Annotated in this window: 20 protein-coding genes and 3 tRNA genes; 6 read left to right on the top strand and 17 right to left on the bottom strand. The window is 68.6% G+C overall.

Translation table 11 applies throughout. The features are described from left to right. The first annotated feature begins 67 nt into the window (after positions 1–67). Complete coding sequence (locus RBS60_RS09650) at positions 68–544, top strand: Lrp/AsnC family transcriptional regulator (protein ID WP_307957333.1); 477 nt, start codon at positions 68–70, stop codon at positions 542–544. A 179-nt stretch (positions 545–723) separates the two neighbouring features. Here RBS60_RS09650 and RBS60_RS09645 read toward each other — a convergent pair whose 3' ends face one another. Beyond that, positions 724–2319, bottom strand: coding sequence for a sodium:solute symporter family transporter (locus RBS60_RS09645; RefSeq protein ID WP_307957332.1), 1596 nt, complete (start codon positions 2317–2319; stop codon positions 724–726). Next, positions 2316–2702: a DUF485 domain-containing protein gene (locus tag RBS60_RS09640; RefSeq protein WP_307957331.1), complete on the bottom strand. Its 387-nt coding sequence runs from the start codon at positions 2700–2702 to the stop codon at positions 2316–2318. Before RBS60_RS09640 ends, RBS60_RS09645 begins: the two co-directional genes overlap by 4 nt. 184 nt (positions 2703–2886) lie before the next feature. Between RBS60_RS09640 and RBS60_RS09635 the strand changes: the two genes are divergently transcribed. From RBS60_RS09635 to RBS60_RS09620, 4 genes are all read left to right on the top strand, one after another. Next, the gene (locus RBS60_RS09635; protein WP_307957329.1) at positions 2887–4107 is read left to right on the top strand and encodes a histidine kinase; all 1221 of its coding nucleotides are present in this window, start codon (positions 2887–2889) and stop codon (positions 4105–4107) included. A gap of 5 nt (positions 4108–4112) precedes the next feature. Continuing rightward, positions 4113–4847, top strand: coding sequence for a LytTR family DNA-binding domain-containing protein (locus RBS60_RS09630; protein WP_307957328.1), 735 nt, complete (start codon positions 4113–4115; stop codon positions 4845–4847). A gap of 64 nt (positions 4848–4911) precedes the next feature. Next, positions 4912–5256 (top strand): hypothetical protein, encoded by a 345-nt coding sequence (locus RBS60_RS09625; RefSeq protein WP_307957327.1) that lies wholly within the window; start codon positions 4912–4914, stop codon positions 5254–5256. Further along, a complete protein-coding gene (locus tag RBS60_RS09620; protein ID WP_307957326.1) occupies positions 5253–6761 on the top strand; it encodes a cation acetate symporter in 1509 nt (502 codons plus the stop codon). The genes RBS60_RS09625 and RBS60_RS09620 overlap by 4 nt, the downstream gene beginning before the upstream one ends. Before the next feature lie 8 nt (positions 6762–6769). Here the strand turns inward: RBS60_RS09620 and RBS60_RS09615 are convergent, their stop codons facing one another. From RBS60_RS09615 to rpsB, 6 genes are all read right to left on the bottom strand, one after another. Further along, positions 6770–7345 (bottom strand): DivIVA domain-containing protein, encoded by a 576-nt coding sequence (locus tag RBS60_RS09615; RefSeq protein ID WP_307957325.1) that lies wholly within the window; start codon positions 7343–7345, stop codon positions 6770–6772. Between the two features lie 52 nt (positions 7346–7397). Beyond that, entirely contained in the window at positions 7398–8360 is a 963-nt protein-coding gene (locus RBS60_RS09610) for a phosphatidate cytidylyltransferase (protein ID WP_374049255.1), read from the bottom strand. Beyond that, positions 8360–8917 (bottom strand): ribosome recycling factor, encoded by a 558-nt coding sequence (gene frr, locus RBS60_RS09605; RefSeq protein WP_307957324.1) that lies wholly within the window; start codon positions 8915–8917, stop codon positions 8360–8362. The genes RBS60_RS09610 and frr overlap by 1 nt, the downstream gene beginning before the upstream one ends. A gap of 125 nt (positions 8918–9042) precedes the next feature. After that, a complete protein-coding gene (pyrH, locus tag RBS60_RS09600) occupies positions 9043–9897 on the bottom strand; it encodes a UMP kinase (RefSeq protein ID WP_307957323.1) in 855 nt (284 codons plus the stop codon). 117 nt (positions 9898–10014) lie between these two features. Continuing rightward, on the bottom strand, positions 10015–10851 hold the full coding sequence (gene tsf, locus RBS60_RS09595; protein WP_307957322.1) for a translation elongation factor Ts: 837 nt from the start codon (positions 10849–10851) through the stop codon (positions 10015–10017). Positions 10852–10978: 127 nt separating this feature from the next. Continuing rightward, entirely contained in the window at positions 10979–11878 is a 900-nt protein-coding gene (gene rpsB, locus RBS60_RS09590) for a 30S ribosomal protein S2 (protein ID WP_307957321.1), read from the bottom strand. A gap of 447 nt (positions 11879–12325) precedes the next feature. Here rpsB and RBS60_RS09585 point away from each other — a divergent pair, with 447 nt between their 5' ends. Then, a complete protein-coding gene (locus tag RBS60_RS09585; protein ID WP_307957320.1) occupies positions 12326–12943 on the top strand; it encodes a M23 family metallopeptidase in 618 nt (205 codons plus the stop codon). Positions 12944–12948: 5 nt separating this feature from the next. Here the strand turns inward: RBS60_RS09585 and RBS60_RS09580 are convergent, their stop codons facing one another. The 9 genes from RBS60_RS09580 to RBS60_RS09540 all read right to left on the bottom strand — a co-directional run bounded on the left by RBS60_RS09580 (position 12949) and on the right by RBS60_RS09540 (position 18980). Beyond that, positions 12949–14139, bottom strand: a complete 1191-nt coding sequence (locus RBS60_RS09580; protein ID WP_307957319.1) for an acyl-CoA dehydrogenase family protein — start codon at positions 14137–14139, stop codon at positions 12949–12951. 141 nt (positions 14140–14280) lie between these two features. Further along, a tRNA-Ile gene (locus tag RBS60_RS09575) sits at positions 14281–14354 on the bottom strand. A 29-nt stretch (positions 14355–14383) separates the two neighbouring features. Beyond that, positions 14384–15595, bottom strand: coding sequence for a glycosyltransferase (locus RBS60_RS09570; RefSeq protein WP_307957318.1), 1212 nt, complete (start codon positions 15593–15595; stop codon positions 14384–14386). Positions 15596–15660: 65 nt separating this feature from the next. Then, positions 15661–16596: a DMT family transporter gene (locus RBS60_RS09565; RefSeq protein WP_307957317.1), complete on the bottom strand. Its 936-nt coding sequence runs from the start codon at positions 16594–16596 to the stop codon at positions 15661–15663. Next, a complete protein-coding gene (locus tag RBS60_RS09560; RefSeq protein WP_307957316.1) occupies positions 16596–17237 on the bottom strand; it encodes a CDP-alcohol phosphatidyltransferase family protein in 642 nt (213 codons plus the stop codon). The genes RBS60_RS09565 and RBS60_RS09560 overlap by 1 nt, the downstream gene beginning before the upstream one ends. An 88-nt stretch (positions 17238–17325) precedes the next feature. Next, positions 17326–18201, bottom strand: coding sequence for a phage holin family protein (locus RBS60_RS09555; RefSeq protein ID WP_307957315.1), 876 nt, complete (start codon positions 18199–18201; stop codon positions 17326–17328). Between the two features lie 97 nt (positions 18202–18298). After that, positions 18299–18730 carry a hypothetical protein gene (locus tag RBS60_RS09550; protein WP_307957314.1) on the bottom strand — a complete coding sequence of 144 codons (432 nt, stop codon included), beginning with the start codon at positions 18728–18730 and terminating at the stop codon, positions 18299–18301. Positions 18731–18818: 88 nt separating this feature from the next. Then, positions 18819–18891: transfer RNA gene (locus tag RBS60_RS09545), tRNA-Asn, on the bottom strand. 13 nt (positions 18892–18904) lie between these two features. Next, positions 18905–18980 (bottom strand) — tRNA-Asn (locus tag RBS60_RS09540). Positions 18981–19044: the final 64 nt, after the last annotated feature.

Here is a 19044-nt window from a genome sequence, read left to right as displayed (position 1 = left end):
ACCAATCACGTTGAAAGTGGGCGGGATGCCCAAATAGCCAGCAGCTCACCGTGCTAACCTGCGCAGCATGCACGTTGTCGATGCCACCGACTCCCGGATTCTGCGGGCCCTCGCCCAGGACCCGCGGCGCACGGTGGTCGCGCTCGCGCAAGAGCTGGGCCTGTCCCGCAACACGGTGCAGGCACGGCTCGCGCGCCTCGAGGCGGGCCACGTCTTCCTCGGCTTCGACCGCCGCATCAGTCCCACCTCCCTCGGCTATCCGCTCCTGGCCTTCATCACCGTGCATGTCCAGCAGCGCAAGCTGGCCGAGATCACGGCGCACATCGCAGAGATTCCCGAGGTCCTCGAGGGGCACGGGCTCACCGGCACGGCGGACCTGCTGCTGAGGGTCGCAGCGGTAGACGCCGAGGATCTCTTCCGGATCAACGGCAAGATCCTCGCGGTCGACGGCGTCGAGCGGACCGACACCGCGCTGGCCATGGGGGACCTCATACCGTTCAGAATGGACCCGCTCCTCGCCCGAGGACCACGGCCGCCGGCGTAGACGCACGACGGCGCGTCCTCACCGTCGGCATCCGGCGCACCATGCGTCCGATTCGCCTCGTGCGCGCTTCGCCTCGCGTGCGTCTGACCGTCCGGGCAGCACAGCGGCGGGCGGTGACTTCGTTCCCGAAGCCGCCGCCCGCCGTCCTGCGCCGTGATCCGACGCTCGATCTGGCGGTGCTAGTGCGAGACCGCCTTCTCGGCTCCGATACCGGTGAGGGAACGCACCTCCATCTCGGCCTGCTTCGCGGTATCCTCGCGCCGCTTGTCCAACACCGTGCCGAGCCACCCGAGGACAAACGCGAGCGGGATCGAGATGATGCCCGGGTTGCTCAGCGGGAACCACGCGAAGTTCGCGCCCTGGATCATCGAGGTCTTGGTGCCCGAGACCACCGGCGAGAAGAAGATGAGCAGGATCGCGGAGGAGAGCCCGCCGTACATGCTCCACAGGGCGCCCTGGGTGGTGAACTTCTTCCAGAACAGCGAGTAGAGGATGGTGGGCAGGTTTGCCGAGGCCGCGACAGCGAAGGCGAGGGCCACGAGGAAGGCGACGTTCTGACCGTTGGCGAAGATACCGCCGATGATCGCGAAGATGCCGATCACCACGACGGTGCGGCGGGCAACCTTGACCTCGGAGGCCGGCGTGGTCTTGCCCTTGGCGATGACGTTCGCGTAGATGTCATGGGCGAACGAGGCTGCCGCGGTGATGGTCAGGCCGGCCACGACCGCCAGGATCGTCGCGAAGGCCACCGCGGAGATGAAGCCGAGCAGGAGCGGGCCGCCCAGCTGGAAGGCAAGCAGCGGGGCCGCCGAGTTCACACCGCCGGGGGCGGCCTTGATCGCGTCGGCGCCGATGAGGGCCGCCGCGCCGTAGCCGAGGACGAGCGTGAAGATGTAGAACGCGCCGATGAGCCAGATGGCCCAGACGACCGACTTGCGGGCCTCCTTGGCCGTCGGGACCGTGTAGAAGCGCATGAGCACGTGCGGCAGGGCCGCGGTTCCGAGGACGAGCGCGAGGCCGAGGGAGACGAAATCAAGCTTGGACGTGTCGTTCTTGCCGTAGGCGAGGCCCGGGTTGAGGAGCTTCTGGCCGCCGGCCTCGGCAGCCTTGCCGAGGAGCGCGGACAGGTCGAAGCCGTTGAGGGCCAGGACCCAGATCGTCATGACGAAGGCGCCGATGACGAGCAGGACCGCCTTGATGATCTGCACCCACGTGGTGCCCTTCATGCCGCCGATCAGGACGTACATGATCATGAGCGCACCGACCACGGTGATCACGACCGACTGGCCGGCCCAGTCCGAGATCCCCAGGAGCAGGGCAATGAGCCCGCCGGCACCGGCCATCTGGGCCAAGAGGTAGAAGAAGCACACGGCAAGGGTCGAGATCGCGGCGGCGATGCGGACGGGCCGCTCCTTGAGGCGGAACGCCAGGACGTCCGCCATCGTGAACTTCCCGGTGTTCCGCAGGAGCTCGGCCACGAGGAGGAGCGCGACGAGCCACGCGACGAGGAATCCGATCGAGTAGAGGAAGCCGTCGTAGCCGTTGACGGCAATCGCGCCCGTGATGCCGAGGAACGAGGCGGCCGAGAGGTAGTCGCCCGCGATCGCGGTGCCGTTCTGGCCGCCGGTGAAGGAACGGCCGCCCGCGTAGTAGTCCGCGGCGGTCTTGTTGCTCTTGCTGGCGCGTAGCACGATCACGATCGTGATGCCCACGAACACGGCGAAGATCGCCATGTTGAGCCATGAGCTGTTCTGCAGATTCGAGGCGAGATTCATCGGGAGCTCCCGTCGGTGGCGGCGTCGGCGTCGAAGTCGTGGTGTTCGATCTCGTTGCGGATGGCCTCCGCCGCCGGGTCGAGCTTCTTGTTCGCGTGGCTCACGTACCACGCCGTGATGCCGAACGTGGTCACGAACTGGAGCAAACCGAGCACGAGGCCGAGGTTGATGTTGCCGGCGACCTTGATGGACATGAAGTCGTGTGCGTAGTCGGCCAGCAGGACGTACAGGAAGTACCAGAGCAGGAACGCTCCGGCGACTGGGAACACGAAGCTGCGGTGGTGCTTGCGAAGCTGGCGGAACTCGGGGCTGGCCTGGACCAGCTGGAAGTCCGGTTGCACAGCGGTGGTTCCCGCCGCGTCCCGGGAGGCGTCGTTGCCCATGGATCCTCCTCGACGTGCCGGACTCCTGCCCGGCGGATGAGTGATGCACATCACTCTCGATGGCTGGGGCGGTGTGGCGCCAGCTGCCCGAGGACCATATCGCTGAACGGCCGTCTGCGTGCGCCGAACGGTGCGTGGCCCACGCCCAACGGCGGGCGGTTCGCGGGGCGGTTAGCCTTGCTGCATGTCCCCCGATGCACTCACCCTCGCGGTCCTCGTGATCGTGCTCGTGGCGGGCGCGGCAGTGGGGGCGGTGGCCTGGCGCCTCTGGAGCGCCCGCCGGGATCTCGGGAGCGACGTCGAGCGGGCCAGCTATACGATCCTGCACTCGGCGGCCCAGGCTGGGCGGTACCTGCGCGGCGGCCTCGAGCCCGAGGGAGCGGCAAAGGCGGCCCGCCATCTCCGCTCAATGCTGGGGGCGCCCGCGCTCGCGCTCACGGACGAGGCCCGGCTCCTCGCGTGGGACGGTGAGAGTCCTGCACACGCCGGCACGGTCATGGCGCTCGCGGCGAAGACCCTCGCCCAGGGACGCACGCGCGTGCCCGGGGACGCCGAGCTGGACTGCGCGGCCGCCGGCTGCACCGATCCGGAGTGCCGGCTCCGCAGCGCCGTCGTGGCTCCGGTGCGGGCAGGCTCACGGGTGATCGGCACCGTGGTGACGTTCTCGCCGTCGGCCGGCGCCGGCCTCGTGCGGGCAACCGGCGAGGTGGCCGACTGGGTCGCAACACAGGCCGAGCTCGCCGAACTGGACCGTTCCCGGACCCTCCTCATGGAGGCCGAGGTGCGCGCCCTGCGCGCGCAGATCAGCCCGCACTTCATCTACAACTCGCTCACGGCGATCGCCTCCTACATCCTCACCGACCCCGCCCGGGCGAGGGAACTCGTGGTTGAGTTCGCGGACTTCACGCGCTACTCCTTCCGGCGGCACGGTGACTTCACGACCCTCGCCGAGGAGCTCAAGAGCATCGACCAGTACCTGCTCCTCGAGCGGGCCCGGTTCGGCGAGCGCCTCCAGGTCAGCCTCCGCATCGCGCCGGAAGTCCTGGGCATCCTGATCCCCTTCCTGAGCCTCCAGCCGCTCGTCGAGAATGCGGTGCGGCATGGGCTCGAGGCACGCGAGGGGGTGGGCCACATCAGCATCACGGCCGAGGACACGCCGCTCGACGCCGTCGTGCAGATCGAAGACGACGGCGCCGGGATGGACCCCGAGCGGCTGCGCGAGGTCCTCGCAGGGCACGTCGGCGGCATCCACGTGGGCCTGCGGAACGTCGACGCCCGGATGCGCCAGGTCTACGGAGACGACCATGGCCTCGTCGTCGAGACCGCGCCGGGACAGGGCACGCTCATCACCCTGCGCATCCCCAAGTCCCAGCCCCAGCACGAGGCGCGGCCCCCAGTAAACTGAGCGCCATGATCACTGCCCTCGTCGTCGACGACGAGCTTCCCGCAGTCCAAGAGCTGTCCTACCTCCTGGGCCGGGACGACCGTATCGGCGCCGTCCACACGGCGACCTCTGGGACCGAGGCCCTCAGGATCCTCGAGCGCGAGGACGTGGACGCGATCTTCCTGGACATCCACATGCCCGGGCTGAGCGGCCTCGAGCTCGCCCGAGTGATCGCCCGCTTCGCGGCGCCGCCCGCCGTCGTCTTCGTCACCGCGGACGAGGAGCACGCGCTCGCGGCATTCGACCTCGCCGCCGTCGACTACCTGCTCAAGCCCGTCCGGCCGGAACGCCTCGAGCGCTGCGTGGGGCGGATCGCAGACCAGCGCGAGGGAACGCGGCCCGTCCCCGCCGATGCGGGTTCCGAGGCCATCACGGTCGAGCAGGGGGGCGTGACCCGCGTGATCCGACGGGACGATGTCGCCTTCGTCCAGGCCCAGGGCGACTATGCGCGGCTGCACACCTCGGAGGGCTCGTACCTCGTCCGGGTCCCCCTGAGCGACCTCGAGCGCCAATGGGGGCCGGCGGGGTTCGTGCGCATCCACCGCTCCTACCTCGTGGCGATGGAGGCGGTCCAGCAGCTGCGGCTCGGCGGATCGCAGCCCTCCGTCCTCGCGGCCGGCACCGAGCTCCCCGTGAGCCGCAGGCTCTTGCCCGGTCTGCGCGAGCGCCTCGCCGCCACCCGCATCCGACCGCTCTCATGACGGGCACCACGCAGTGACGGGCCCCGACGGCGAACGCCGGATCGACCGTTCGAAGCGGGTGCGCGTGACCGCTCCCCTCTCGAACGCGGCCCGCGCGCCGCGCACCCCGTCCCTTTCTCGGGAAGTCGCGGAGCAGTCAGAGCTGGGTACCGTGGTGCTGCGTTCGCTCCTGCGCTCCCAGCTGCGCCTGGCCCTTCTCGTGGCGGGAGCCTTCCTCGTAGCGGTGGGATCCCTCTGGGCCGTCTCAGAGCTCGGCAGGAACATCCCGTGGCTCCCCGGCCTCACGCTCGAATGGCTGCTCATCGGGGCGCTCCCCTATCCCGCCGTCGTGCTTGCCGGCATCGCGTACTACCGTGCCTCGACCCGGAACGAGCAGCGCTATGCCGAGCTCCTCGAGGACCGCCCGTGAATCCGTTGATCGGCCTTGCCGCACTCGGCATCGTGGCAGTTGCGACGGTTCTCGTGGGGTTCTACGGGCTTCGGATCTCCCGCACGACGAGCGACTTCTACGTGGCCTCGCGCACCGTCAGGCCCTGGTGGAACGCGTCCGCCATCGGCGGCGAGTATCTCTCCGCGGCCAGTTTCCTCGGGGTGGCCGGCCTCATCATGGTCAGCGGCTCCAACGCGCTGTGGTACCCCGTGGGCTACACAGCGGGCTTCCTCATGCTGCTGCTGTTCGTCGCCGCGCCCCTGCGGCGCTCCGGCGCCTACACGGTTCCCGACTTCACCGCCGCGCGGCTCGGATCCCTCTCGGCACGGCGGACCACGAGCGTCCTCGTCGTCCTCATCGGCTGGCTCTACATCATCCCCCAGCTCCAGGGCGCGGCCCTCGCGGTCCGGATCACCACGGGCCTGCCGGGGTGGGCGGGCTCGGCCGCAGTCGTCGCCGTCGTAGTCCTCGCGGTCATGCTCGGCGGCATGCGCTCCATCACGTTCGTCCAGGCCTTCCAGTTCTGGCTCAAGCTTGCAGCCCTCGCAGTCCCGGCACTCTTCCTCATCCTGCTCCTGGCCGGCCGCGGTGCACCCAGCCTGCCCGACGCGGCAGGCAGCATCGCCGCAAGCACCCAAGCGGAAGCTCCGTCTGGCTCGTTCACGACGCTCGACGGCGGGTACCGCACCTTCTCGATCCTGCTCGCCCTGCTCTTCGGCACACTCGGGCTGCCCCACGTGCTCGTCCGGTTCTACACGAATCCGGACGGCCGCTCTGCGCGCCGGACCACCGTGATCGTGCTGGGACTGCTGTCCGTCTTCTACCTCTTCCCCACCGCGTTCGGGGCGATGGGCCGTCTCCTCGCGCCGGACCTCGCGGGCGAGGGGGACGCCGTCGCCATCCTCCTGCCCGAACGACTCCTGTCAGGGCCACTCGGCACCGCCCTCTCGGCCCTCGTGCTGGCGGGGGCCATGGCAGCGTTCCTCTCGACGACGTCGGGGCTGCTCGTCTCGGTGGCCGGCGTCATCAGCCAGGAACTGTTCGGCGGGAGCGTCCGCGGCTTCCGGACCGCCGCGGCCCTGTCCGCGCTCGTACCGTTCGCGATGGCCCTCGGCGTCAGTCCCCAGGCGCTGGCGGGAAGCGTTGGCCTGGTCTTCGCGTTCACGGCATCCACCATCTGCCCGCTGCTTCTCCTGGGGATCTGGTGGCGCCGGCTCACCCCCGCAGGAGCGATTGCGGGCATGGTCACGGGTGCGGTGGCGTGCGGGGGCGCGCTGACAGCGTCCGGGGTCATCGGCACTGGCCTGCTCGGCGAGGATGCGCAGCACTCCGTCGTTGCCGTGGTGTGCGCTCAGCCCGCCGCGTGGACGATCCCGCTCGCGTTCGCCGTCATGGTGATCGTCTCGCGCGTGAGCGGCCGGACGGTCCCCCACGACGCCGACCGCTTCCTCGTACGGCTGCACTCACCCGAGCCGCCCGGCTGAACCGAGGCTCAGTCGATCGCGGCCATGAGCTCCACGACACGGTCGAGGAACGCGTCCACTTGGGTCTCCTCGTAGCCTTCCCTGCCGGACACGGTGCGGAAGACGGCGGTGCGCACCTCGTCGGCGCTCATCGGGGAGCCCTGCTCGAGGTATGCGAGCAGACGCGTGCACAGGATGTCCACGTCGTCGACGTGATAGCTGGGGGCCTTGACGCTGGCTGGGCGGCGGAACCGCTCGCCGTCGGACCTCATGAGCCGGCCGCGGAGCAGCCCGGCCAGCTGCCCGATCTCGCGCAGCCAGGCCTCCTGGCCCGCTTCCTGGATGAGATCGTCGCGCTCGCGGCGTGCGAACGCATCCTCGAGCCGGTCCAGCGCGGCGTCGACCTCATTGGCGTCGTAGCCGCCGCGGACGGCGTCGAACGAGACGGTGCGGACATCGTGGCTCGTCACGGCCGCAGCCGCGCGATCCTCGAGGTACGCGCGCGCCGCGTCCAGGAACTTCTCCACCTGCTTGGGACTGTAACCGAGGTCGCCCCGCCCGACCCGGTCGAATCCTGCCGCCGCGCTGTCCTCAGTGTGCGCCACGTGTACGCGTCCTCTCGTTCGTTGGAAAGTCGATCATGTGAGGTCCCCGAGCCTAGATGCCCTGCAGGAGGCTGAATACGAGGTAGGCGGCCGGCACCCCGAACAGGATCGAGTCCAGCCGGTCCATCATCCCCCCGTGCCCCGGGAGGATGCTGCTCATGTCCTTGATGCCGAGCTCGCGCTTGACCATCGATTCGGCGAGGTCGCCTGCTGTGGCCGCACCGACCATGACGATGGCGAGCACGGCCCCGACCCACCACGGCCGCCCGAGCAGGAGCACCGCACCCAGCACGCCGATCACGAGCGCCCCCGCCGCGGATCCCGCAAAGCCCTCCCACGACTTCTTGGGGCTGATCTTCGGCGCCATCGGGTGCTTCCCCAGGCTCGCGCCCACAATGTACCCGAACGTGTCGTTGGCCACCACCAGGAGGAGCGTGACCGCGAGCTGAAGCGTCGAGGGCGGCACCGCGCCGCCCTGCCACAGTCCGAAGCCCGGCGGCGGTGTTGCCGCATGCAGCGGCAGGAGTGCGTAGCCGATGAGGAAGGGGATCCACAGGACGATGAACACCCCGGCGAAGACGCCACGCGTGGCGCCGTCGGGATGCTCGAGGCTCTGCCAGACGAGCACCGCTGCACAACTGGCCAGGAGCGCGAACAACTGCGCCTCCTGCCCCCCGAAATACGCCGTCACCGGGATGGCCACCGCCGCAGCCATGATGGGCACGATCGGGACCCGCGTGCCGTGGGCCTCGAACGCCCGGAAGACCTCCCAGACGCCCAGAAGGGCCGCCGAGACGGCGATGAGGACGAACCCCATCGGCCACAGGAACAGCCCCGCGAGCAGCGCTGCAAGCAGGGTCAGGCCCACGGCGATGGCTGCGGGCAGGTTTCGCCCTGCCCGCGAAGCCTTCTGGGACTTGCGGGCCCGGCGCTCGCCGAGGGCGGCTGCCTCCGGCATTGGGTTGCCCGACGAGTCGGGTCCCTCATGCGGCACGTCGGGCTGGGGCGTGCTCATCAGACCTCGAGGAGCTCGGCTTCCTTGCGCTTGACCAGCTCGTCGACGGCGTCCACGTGCTTCTTGGTCAGCGAGTCGAGGTCCTTCTCACCGCGCACGCCGTCGTCCTCGCCGACCTCGCCGTCCTTGACGAGCTTGTCGAGGGTCTCCTTCGCCTTGCGGCGGATGCTGCGGATCGAGACCTTGGCGTCTTCACCCTTGCCCTTGACGACCTTGACGTACTCCTTGCGGCGCTCCTGCGTGAGCTCGGGCAGGACCACCCGGATCACGCTGCCGTCGTTGGACGGGTTGGCGCCGACCTCGGAGTCGCTGAGGGCCTTCTCGACGTCGCGCAGGGCGCTCTTGTCGTACGGCGTGATGAGGATCGTGCGGGCGTCCGAGACCTGGAAGGAGGCCAGCTGCTGGAGCGGCGTCGGGGTCCCGTAGTAGTCCACCATGACCTTCGCGTACAGCGCGGGGTTGGCACGGCCGGTCCGGATCGACGCGAAGTCCTCCTTGGCCACCTCGACGGCCTTCTCCATCTTGTCGGTGGCTTCGAGCAGGGTCTCTTCGATCACGTCGCACTCCTTGAGGACTTCGTTGCAGCTGTGTACTTCCCGGCCGACCGCCGGGACCGCATGGCGGAGGCGGCCGCCCGGCTCCGCGGGACTAGGAACATCCTAGCCGCACCAGAGGGAGTGGCTCAGACGGTCACCCGCGTGCCGAGATGGTCGCCGCGGATCGCCTTGGTGACGTTTCCCCTGCCCTCCATGCCGAACACGACCATCTCGAGGCGGTTGTCCTTGCACATCGTCATGGCCGTCTGGTCCATGACGCGGATATCGCGGCGCAGCGCCTCGTCGTAGGTGAGGTGCTCGAGCTTGACGGCGCTGGGGTCCTTCTTCGGGTCGGCTGTGTAGACGCCGTCGACTCCGCTCTTGGCCATGAGCACGACGTCGGCGTGCACCTCGAGCGCGCGCTGCGCGGCAACGGTGTCGGTCGAGAAGTAGGGCAGTCCAGCCCCTGCGCCGAAGATCACGACGCGGCCCTTCTCCATGTGCCTGATGGCGCGACGCGGGATGTAGGCTTCGGCGACCTGGCCCATCGTGATCGCGCTCTGGACACGCGTCTCGACGCCGGCCTGCTCGAGGAAGTCCTGCAGGGCGAGGCAGTTCATGACCGTGCCGAGCATGCCCATATAGTCGGCGCGCGAGCGGTCCATGCCCGAGACCGAGAGCTCGGCTCCGCGGAAGAAGTTGCCGCCACCGACCACTATGGCGATCTCGACGTCGTCCACAGCGGCGGCGATCTGCTCCGCGATGCCCCGCACGGTCGCCGTGTCGACGCCGAGCTTGCCGCCGCCGAACACCTCACCCGAGAGCTTCAGGAGGACTCGACGCCGGTGGCGCGGCTCGCCGTCGAGCGCGGTGGACGCCTCCGTGGCAGACTCTGCGGCGATGCCGGCGGCCGGGTCTTCGGCGATGCCGGCGGCTGGGTTGGCTGTGTCTGCCAGCGGGGCGGAGGGCACAGTCGTGTCTGCGGTCGATACGGATTCCATGGATGTGTCCCCTCGGGTAAAACGTCTGTCTGGGAGCCTGCGTCTAGCGTAGCGGCACCTGCCGCCGGTCATGGCAAAGGGGGCGGCCACCGAAGTGGCCGCCCCCTTGTGGTCGTGCTAGGCGCCGACGCGGAACCGCGCGAACGCGGTCCCCTCGACTCCTGCCTCGGTGAGGACCTGGCCGACGGACTTCTTGGCGTCCTTGGCGAACGCCTGGTCGAGGAGCACCTCGCCCTTGTAGAAGCCGGTGACTCGGCCTTCGACGATCTTCGTCAGGGCAGCCTCAGGCTTGCCCTCGGCCTTGGCGGTCTCCTCCGCGATCCGACGCTCCGACTCGACGAGATCGGCCGGGACGTCCTCGCGGCGGAGGTAGTTCGGTGCCATCGCGGCCACGTGCACGGCGACGTCGTGCGCAGCGGTCTGGGCAGCGTCGCCCTCGCCGCTGACGGCGAACAGCACGCCGACCTGCGCCGGGAGGTCCTTGGACGTCTTGTGGAGGTAGGCGTCGACGGTCGCGCCCTCGATGCGGGCGAGGCGGCGGACGACGATCTTCTCGCCGAGCACTGCGCCCTCTTCGACGACGAACTCGCTCAGCGGCTTGCCTTCGACGTCAGCGGCCAGAAGGGCCTCGAGGTCGGCGGCGCCGGAGGCGACAGCCGCGTTGAGGACCTTGTCGGCGAGCTCGATGAACTTGGCAGACTTGGCCACGAAGTCGGTCTCGCAGTTGACCTCGACCATGACGCCGACGCCGTTCTCGACCTTCGCGGCCACGAGGCCCTCGGCAGTCGAGCGGCCCTCGCGCTTGGTAGCGCCCTTGAGGCCCTTGATACGGATGATCTCGACGGCCTTCTCGGCATCGCCGTTGGCCTCGTCGAGAGCCTTCTTGACGTCCATCATGCCTGCGCCCGTGCGCTCGCGCAGGGCCTTGATGTCAGCGGCGGTGTAGTTCGCCATGTGAACCCCTCGTCTCGTGTGTTCTGCTGTCTTCCGGCCAGCACAGATGGCCGCTCCCGTAGAAGGTGCGGCCATCTGCCGGCAGTCCCCGGAGCCTGGTGGGTCCCGGAGAGGGTCTTTGATCGAGTTAGTTGGTGCCCTCGGCGGACTCGGCCTCGGCCGGAGCCTCAGCAGTAGCCTCGGCGGGGGCCTCAGCAGCGGCAGTCTCGGCGGGCGCCTCAGCAGCAGCCTCGGCCGGAGCCGCAGCGGCGTCCTCGGCCTTCTGGCCCTCGAGGAGCTCGCGCTCCCACTCGGCCAGCGGCTCCGCCTGCGCGCCCTCGGTGCCGGAACCGCGGTTCTGGCGGGCAATGAGGCCCTCGGCCACGGAGTCAGCGACAACGCGGGTGAGGAGGTTCACGGAGCGGATGGCGTCGTCGTTGCCCGGGATCGGGAAATCGACCTCGTCCGGATCGCAGTTCGTGTCGAGGATCGCCACGACGGGGATGCCGAGCTTCTTGGCCTCGTCGACCGCGAGGTGCTCCTTCTTCGTGTCAACGATCCAGAGCGCCGACGGGGTGCGGGTCAGGTTGCGGATGCCGCCGAGGGTCTTCTCGAGCTTGTCCTTCTCGCGCTGCAGGATGAGGAGCTCCTTCTTGGTGCGGCCCGAACCGGCCACATCCTCGAAGTCGATCTCCTCAAGCTCCTTGAGGCGCTGGATGCGCTTGGCAACCGTCGAGAAGTTGGTCAGCATGCCGCCCAGCCAACGCTGGTTGACGTAGGGCTGGCCGACGCGCGTGGCCTGCTCCGCGATGGCCTCCTGCGCCTGCTTCTTGGTGCCGACGAAGAGCACGGTGCCGCCGTGGGCAACCGTGGCCTTGACGAACTCGAAGGCGCGGTCGATGAACGACAGCGACTGCTGGAGGTCGATGATGTAGATGCCGTTGCGCTCGGTGAGGATGAAGCGCTTCATCTTCGGGTTCCAACGGCGGGTCTGGTGGCCGAAGTGGACACCGCTGTCGAGCAGCTGGCGCATGGTAACGACGGGCATGCCGACGCTCCTTCCGGCAGGTCTTCATTCGAGGGCGCACGCGGTGGCCCTTGCCCCTGCCATAGTTGACGGTTGTTGACAACGACGGCCGGGTGGCCGCGTGTCCCTGGCATCCCCTCCCCGCCCCTACCGTTTGCACGGACCGATGGGCGGACAGTGCTCATGACGAGCGCTGGATGCGCGGAGTCGGCTTCCTTCACCCTTCTGAAGCGCAGGCATGGCGGACCATGGATTCTGGCACAGCAAAAGAGGCTCGGAAAGCCGCGGTCCCAAGTGTACTACAGCGGGCGGTGTCAGGGCGGGCGGCGCAGCGGCGGCCAGGCCGCATCCGGCGTCGGCATCAAGGCGTCGGCATCAGGGCGTCATCGCTGCGGACGACGCCGCATTGTCCACATGCGGGACCGTTGCCCTTGCCGATGGTCTCGCCACACCGCAAGGCTGGGCGTCATGACACCTCGGATGCCCCTTACCGGCCGAGAGCCGCTCAGAATCCTCACGGCAGTGCCGAGCGTCTGCGCTCTGGCGCTCTCCGCGGCTGTGGGCGGCCCCGCCGCGGCGCAGGCACCGCCTGCCGCACAGGTCGCCCTCGCCCAGCCCGTAGGCGCATCGCCCACGCTCCCCAGGCCCGCCGGAGCACAGCCTTCAGGTTACGGGTGGGCATGGCCGCTCGAGCCGCGGCCCGCCGTCGTGCGCCAGTTCGATCCCCCGAGGCGCCCGTGGCTGTCAGGCCACCGGGGGGCGGACCTCGGTGCGGTGCGGGGCGCCGAAGTCCGCTCGCCGCAGGCCGGGACGGTGGTGTTCAGCGGTTGGGTGGTGGACCGGCCCGTGGTGACCATCGACCACGGCGACGGACTGCGGAGCAGCTTCGAACCCGTCGTGGGCACGGCTACCGTGGGTGCCGCGATCGCCAGGGGCGAACCGGTCGGGGCCCTCGCTCCGGGCGAGGCCGGCCACTGCGGCCCCGACGACTGCCTGCATTGGGGCGTACGCCGGGGCGACGAGTACGTGGACCCCCTGGCATTCATCGAGGACCGCCGGCCCTCGGTCCTGCTGCCCTGGGGCTGAGCAGGTCAGACGATGGCTGAGATGCCCGTGATCGACCGGCCCACCACGAGAGAGTTGATCTCGTGCGTGCCCTCATACGAGTAGATGGCCTCCGCGTCTGCGAACACCTTGGCCATCCCGTAGTCCGTCACGATGCCGTTGCCGCCGAGCAGGCTGCGGCCGATCGCGACGCTCTCGCGCATGCGGGCGGTCGTGAAGGCCTTCGCGAGCGCAGACTGCTCATCGCGGGCCCGGCCGGCATCCTCGAGCTGCGCGAGGCGGACCATCATGCCCAGCGAGCTCACCACGTTGCCGAGCATCGTGACGAGCTGGTCCTGGACCAGCTGGAAGGAGGCGATCGGGCGGCCGAACTGCTCACGCTCGACCGTGTACCGCCGCGCCACGTCGAAGGCGGCCAGCTGCTGCCCGACGGCCTGCCACGCCACGGAGAGCCGTGTGGCTTTGAGCACCTTGTTCGTATCCCTGAAGCTGTTGGCGTGGGCGAGCTTGAACTCGGCCGGGACTCGGACGTCATCGAGCGTGATGTCCGCGTTCTGCACCGTGCGCAGCGCGATCTTGTTCTCGATCCGCGTGGCGCTGTACCCGGGCAGGTTGGTGTCCACGAGGAAGCCCTTGACCTGGTTATCGGCCTCGTCCCGCGCGAAGACCACGACCCAGTCGGAGAACGTCGCGTTGCCGATCCAGCGCTTGGCACCCTTGAGGATCCAGTCGCCACCGTCGCGGCGCGCAGTGGTCCGGGTCCCGCCGGCGACATCGGAGCCGCCGAGCGGCTCGGTCAGGCCGAAGGCCCCGATCTTGTCCAGCGAATAGATCTCGGGCAGCCAGGCAGCCTTCTGCTCCTCGGAGGCGAGCAGCTCGATCGACCCTGCGAACAGGCCGTCGTGGACGCCCATGAAGGTGGCGATCGAGGCGTCGGCGCGGGTGAACTCGGCGTGGAGGAGTCCCGCGAGCAGGTTCGAGTGACCCTGGCGACGGACCGGGCTCATGACGTCGAGCTCGGCAACCTTGGGCACGATCTCATGCGGGAACTCGGCACGGTTCCAGCAGTCGATGGCAATGGGGGCCACTTCGCGTGCCAGCCACTCACGCACCTCGTGGAGGCGGTCCCTCTCTTTGTCGGAGAGAAGGGCCTCGAAGGCATAGAAGTCGCCGTCGGCGTACGGCAGATCGGCGGCGGCGGTGCGCGGCTGCGTCATGGTGCTCTCCAGGGTCAGTTGTTACTCATGAGTAGTTACTCACAAGTAACATACGCTTCCCCGGCGGTCTCGACAACCCGGCCGGACCGGTGGACGCAAAAAGGCCCGGAACCACGCTGCGCATGGCTCCGGGCCTGACCGTAGGGCCTGTGGGACTTGAACCCACGACCAAGGGATTATGAGTCCCCTGCTCTAACCGGCTGAGCTAAGGCCCCACGCCCCAAGTGCTGGGGACCTTTCCATCCTAGGCCAGGTCGCCGCCGACGTCGGTGCCGCGGTACAGGGCCTCGAACGTGTCCAGTGTGGCCTTGAGTCCGTGCTTCTGGACCATGCGGTAACTCTCCGCGCCCATCCGGGCCCGTTCCGCCGGGGGAAGGCTCAGCACGGCGGTGATCTTGGCAGCAAGGTCGTCGACGTCGTTGGGGCGGAAGAGATACCCGTTCTCACCGTCGACCACGAGGTGCGGCAAGGCCATCGCGTTCGCCAGCACCACCGGGGTGGAGGCGCTCATGGCCTCGAGCGTCGCGAGGGACTGGAGTTCCGCGGTCCCCGACATGCAGAAGAGGTCTGCGCGGAGGTAGGCGAGCCGGAGCTCGTCGTCGGGTGCAAGGCCAAGGAAGCGGACCCGGCTCCTCACGCCCAGGCGGTCCACGAGATGCTCAAGGGACGGGCGCACCTCTCCGCCGCCCACGATCTCAAGGTGCACATTGAGCTCGGGCGGGGTCTTGGCGACGGCCTCGACGAGCACGTCGATATGCTTCTCCTCCGCGAGCCGCCCGGCGAAGAGAACAGTGGGATACGGGTTCTTCACGACCACCTCGCCGGGCCGCGGCTCGTAGGCGGCGATGTCGATGCCGTTCGAGAGGGGCAGCACCTCCGTCAGGAACGCATGGTCACGCATGGCCTTCGCGGCGAGCGGCGTTGGCGTCGTGACCACATCGGCCTGCCCCATGACCTTGCCCATGTCCTTCCACGACTGGCGGCCCACGATGTTCAGGAACCACTGCGGGAAGGGAAGGAACGGGTTGAGGTTCTCCGGCATGAAGTGATTGGTCGCGACCACGCGAATGCCACGCTTCACCGCCTCGTAGAGGACGTGCTCGCCGATCATGTAATGGCTCTGGATGTGGACCACATCGGGCTTGACATGGTCGAAGAGGAGCGCGATCTCCTTCTTGACCTCCCAGGGGAACACGACGCGCCAGTATTCGTGGGTCGGCACCGAGTGGGAACGGAGACGGTGGACGGTTGCCTCCGGGCGCACCTCGGTGAAGCTCTTTCCCCTGTCGGAGCGCACGGCGGCGACGTGCACGTGGTGTCCGCGCGCCGTCATGCCTTTGGCAAGCCGATACCCGAACTGCGCGGCGCCGTTGACATGGGGTGGATAGGTGTCTGCGCCAATCAGAATCGTCAGCGGCTTGCTGGTCAGGTCCGTCTCGGGTTCAGGCGTGGTCACAAGCTCTCCTGGTCGGGCGGGCCGGCGGTTCCGGTCCGCGTTCCCGGCGGGCCTCCAGATACGGATCAGCCGCCGGTGTGGGAACGTGCATCGGGCCCGGATCCTCCCCGAAGCTCGCGCGCGGAGTCCTTCTTCCGCTTCGCGACCTCCGGATGGTGCCGGGACAGGGCAATGACTCCCACGATAGCAATGAGGGCGGCCACCACCATGGCAACCGCAACGACGGCGGGCACGTCAGGACGCAGCTCACCGAGGATGGTGATGCCGATCGCAATGCCGACAATCGGATCGATGACCGTCAGGCCGGCGATCACGAGGTCGGGCGGCCCGGACGAATAGGCGTTCTGGACGAACCAGGAGCCGAGACCTCCCGCAGCCACGATCGCGACGACCGAATACCACTGCACGTTCAGGAGGAACTGCCCGTTGGCGGAGAGGAGGTCCCGACCGATGATCCGGGTCAGGACGGCCACGAAGCCGAACAGCACCCCCGCTCCGAGGATGTAGACGAACGCGCTCAGCCGGTGCCGGAACATGGTCGCGAGACCACCGAGCACCCCGACGGCGAGGGCGAGCAGCAGCACGATGGCCAGTTCCGCGTCGGCACCCACATGATGGTTCTCGACCGTCGCGTTCACGGCAAGCAGGACGAAGAGCGCCGATCCGGTCACGCAGGCGGTGATGGCGACGACGGTGGGCCGATTGATCGTGATGCCCTGGTCCTTGGAGTTGACAATCGTCGTGATGACGAGCGCGATGGCACCGATCGGCTGGATCACTGTCAGAGGTGCCGAGACAAGGGCGACCATGTTGCACAGCATGCCAGCGCCGAGGAGTGTCAGTCCGAGAATCCACCGGGGATTCCGCAGGAGCCGGACGAAGCTGCGGGAGCTCAGGGCGAGGCCGCCCATGTCCGCCTTGACGGCACTCCCCTGCCGCTGCGCGCCGAACGCGAGGAAGAAGGCGCCGAGCACGGCGAGCACGACGGCGAACCACACCATCAACGACCGCCTTCCCAGCCGTTGTCCTCAAGCCTGCTCTCGCGCACCGGCCGACCCTTGGCCACGATTGCGCGGAAGTAGTTGAACGCTGCAATCCAGTGCCCGATGAGGCCAAGGAGGAGCAGGACCCAGGCCACCACTGCGTAGGCAACCGCCCCGGGGACGGACAGTTTGGACAGAACGAGCAGCGGCGTACCCACGAGAAGGAATGCCGTGCGGAGCTTCCCGATCTTCGACACCGGGAGGTCAGGATGGCTGTGGAAGTAGAAGAGCGAGGCCGTGCCCAGTGCGAGGTCGGGCACGAGCAGAGCGGCGAGGTACCACCACTGCACCACGTCGGCGAGCACGAGGGTCAGCGCGACAGCAAGAAGCGCGAGGCGGTCCGCCGCCGGGTCGAGTACCTTCCCGAGCAGCGAGACCTGGCCGAGGCGCCGCGCCACGTAGCCGTCCACCCAGTCCGTGCTCCCCATGACTGCGAGCACCACTACGGCCCAGCCGTACTCCCGCTCGGCGAGGACGAGCCACATGAAGAGCGGCACGCCGAAGAACCTCAGGATCGTGATGATGTTCGGCAGGGTGAAGAGGCGGTCGGTCTCGACCTGCTCGGCCCCCGGCCGTGTGCCCGCGTCGAAGAACCTCACCGTTTCCGCACCGCCCACCCGTGGGGCGGGACCAGCGGCGGTTCCCCCGTGATCAAGGTACTGCTGTGCACTGAGGGCCCCCGGCCGCTCAGTTCTTCACCAGCTTGCGCAGGAAGACCACGAAGGCGGTGGCCGAGACGGTGAACACCGCGAGCGGCGCCCAGCGTCCCTTGAGCGCCTCCGCGGTGTCTGCCGCGCGGCTGGTGCCCTGCGCGCCCGGGCCACCCCGCGCCGTCGTGCCCGTCGTGGCGAAAGGGGCGCGGCTTGATCCACCGGCGAACCTGGCCTTGACGTCGTCGGCGAGGTAGCCGGCCTGGCGCTTGACGTCCATCTCGGCAACGAGGCCGTCGCGGACGTCCAGAAGGTGTGCGCGGCGCTTCTCGAGGCGCTCGCGAAGCTCGGCTTCAGTCGGTGCGGGGAGCTTGACCTTGCCGTGGGCCCGCTCCTGCGCCTCCTTCTCCATCTTGGCCTTGGCCTTCTCGGCTTCCTTCGTGGCCTGCGCGCGCTTGTACTGGATTGTCGACGGATCGAGCAGGCGCGGATCGAAGTTGCGGCCCTCCGTCACGATGCCGAGGTCGTAGCGCACGCCGCGGATCGCGTCGGCCGGGACAAGCGGCATGGCCTTCTTCACCCACGCCATGCCGATGAGCACCGCAATCGCGATGATCACAAGGAACGCGGCCCCGACGATCAGGGCCGCCAGCCACCCGGGCATGACGGTGGCGAGGCCGAGGATTGCCGCCACCACGAGCGCGATCACGAGGAGTCCGAGGAACAGGAGCGCCACGACGAACAGTCCAGCCCCGACTCCTGCCTTGACGCCCCGGTTCTTGAGCTCGATCTTGGCGAGGGCGAGTTCGTCGTTCAACTGGCGCGGCGCGAGCCGCGCGGCTTGGCCTACAAGGTCCGGCAGAGCGGCCAGCTTCGGCCGCCGGCCTGCCGGCGTACTGTGGCGTCCACTCATCGTCGTCGGGTCCTTTCCTGTCGGTCAAGAACGCGCGAGGCGCAATCCGTGACCAAACTACCACCCAGTTGCCGCTGGGGGCCCGCCGCCGCGCAGCTCAGGGAGTCCGCGGGCTTCCGGTGTCGAGGGCGCCGAAGGTGGCCTCGACCTGCAGGAACTGCTCCGCAGCTAGGACGGCCGCAGTGAACGCATCCGCATCGGTCGTCGAACCCCGGGGACCGCGGGGCATCCACTCATGCCGCTCCGTCCGGATCGTGCAGAAGCCCTCACGCGGCGGGGCGTAGTAGATGGCGAACCTCTGGACGGGCCACCCGCCTGGCGTCTCGGGCGCTACGAGCACCGCGGAGCGGAGCGCGAAGTTGACCCATTGGGCGATCGGGCGGCGCTGATCGCGCACGAACATCCCGTCGTTGAAGCCGTTCGCGGTGCCCTCGCCGTAGGCGCCCTCGAATCGGGCCCGCCAGATGGTCAGGAGCGGACCCTCGTAGCGCGTCCACCCAGGGGGAAGGGGGGCCGACGACTCGGACATAGGATCATGATAAGACGACAAACGCCCCGACAGAGCGGGGCGAAATGCCTGTCGCGGGCCCGCTGACTGCAGGCGCTGCGTGAAGGTGCTCCCCCGACTGGACTCGAACCAGTAACCCTTCGATTAACAGTCGAATGCTCTGCCAATTGAGCTACGGGGGACTGACACTGCAAATGGCTCCCCCGACTGGACTCGAACCAGTAACCCTTCGATTAACAGTCGAATGCTCTGCCAATTGAGCTACGGGGGATCGCAGCGGGTCCTACCCTAGCAGGGCCTGAGCCCTGAGGTGAAATCGGCGCCGGCCCGGCCCC

The organism is Sinomonas sp. ASV486, from assembly GCF_030908215.1.
Lineage (GTDB): Bacteria > Actinomycetota > Actinomycetes > Actinomycetales > Micrococcaceae > Sinomonas > Sinomonas puerhi.
The sequence above is the reverse complement of the archived record's forward strand: the minus strand, read 5'-3'. Positions and strand labels throughout refer to the sequence as shown.

Coding starts and splice junctions, on each gene's coding strand:
- RBS60_RS09650 (WP_307957333.1), top strand. CDS start 68: ATGCACGTTGTCGATGCCACCGACTCCCGGATTCTGCGGGCCCTCGCC.
- RBS60_RS09645 (WP_307957332.1), bottom strand. CDS start 2,319: ATGAATCTCGCCTCGAATCTGCAGAACAGCTCATGGCTCAACATGGCG.
- RBS60_RS09640 (WP_307957331.1), bottom strand. CDS start 2,702: ATGGGCAACGACGCCTCCCGGGACGCGGCGGGAACCACCGCTGTGCAA.
- RBS60_RS09635 (WP_307957329.1), top strand. CDS start 2,887: ATGTCCCCCGATGCACTCACCCTCGCGGTCCTCGTGATCGTGCTCGTG.
- RBS60_RS09630 (WP_307957328.1), top strand. CDS start 4,113: ATGATCACTGCCCTCGTCGTCGACGACGAGCTTCCCGCAGTCCAAGAG.
- RBS60_RS09610 (WP_374049255.1), bottom strand. CDS start 8,360: ATGAGCACGCCCCAGCCCGACGTGCCGCATGAGGGACCCGACTCGTCG.
- pyrH (WP_307957323.1), bottom strand. CDS start 9,897: ATGGAATCCGTATCGACCGCAGACACGACTGTGCCCTCCGCCCCGCTG.
- tsf (WP_307957322.1), bottom strand. CDS start 10,851: ATGGCGAACTACACCGCCGCTGACATCAAGGCCCTGCGCGAGCGCACG.
- rpsB (WP_307957321.1), bottom strand. CDS start 11,878: ATGCCCGTCGTTACCATGCGCCAGCTGCTCGACAGCGGTGTCCACTTC.
- RBS60_RS09585 (WP_307957320.1), top strand. CDS start 12,326: ATGACACCTCGGATGCCCCTTACCGGCCGAGAGCCGCTCAGAATCCTC.
- RBS60_RS09580 (WP_307957319.1), bottom strand. CDS start 14,139: ATGACGCAGCCGCGCACCGCCGCCGCCGATCTGCCGTACGCCGACGGC.
- RBS60_RS09565 (WP_307957317.1), bottom strand. CDS start 16,596: ATGGTGTGGTTCGCCGTCGTGCTCGCCGTGCTCGGCGCCTTCTTCCTC.
- RBS60_RS09555 (WP_307957315.1), bottom strand. CDS start 18,201: ATGAGTGGACGCCACAGTACGCCGGCAGGCCGGCGGCCGAAGCTGGCC.
- RBS60_RS09550 (WP_307957314.1), bottom strand. CDS start 18,730: ATGTCCGAGTCGTCGGCCCCCCTTCCCCCTGGGTGGACGCGCTACGAG.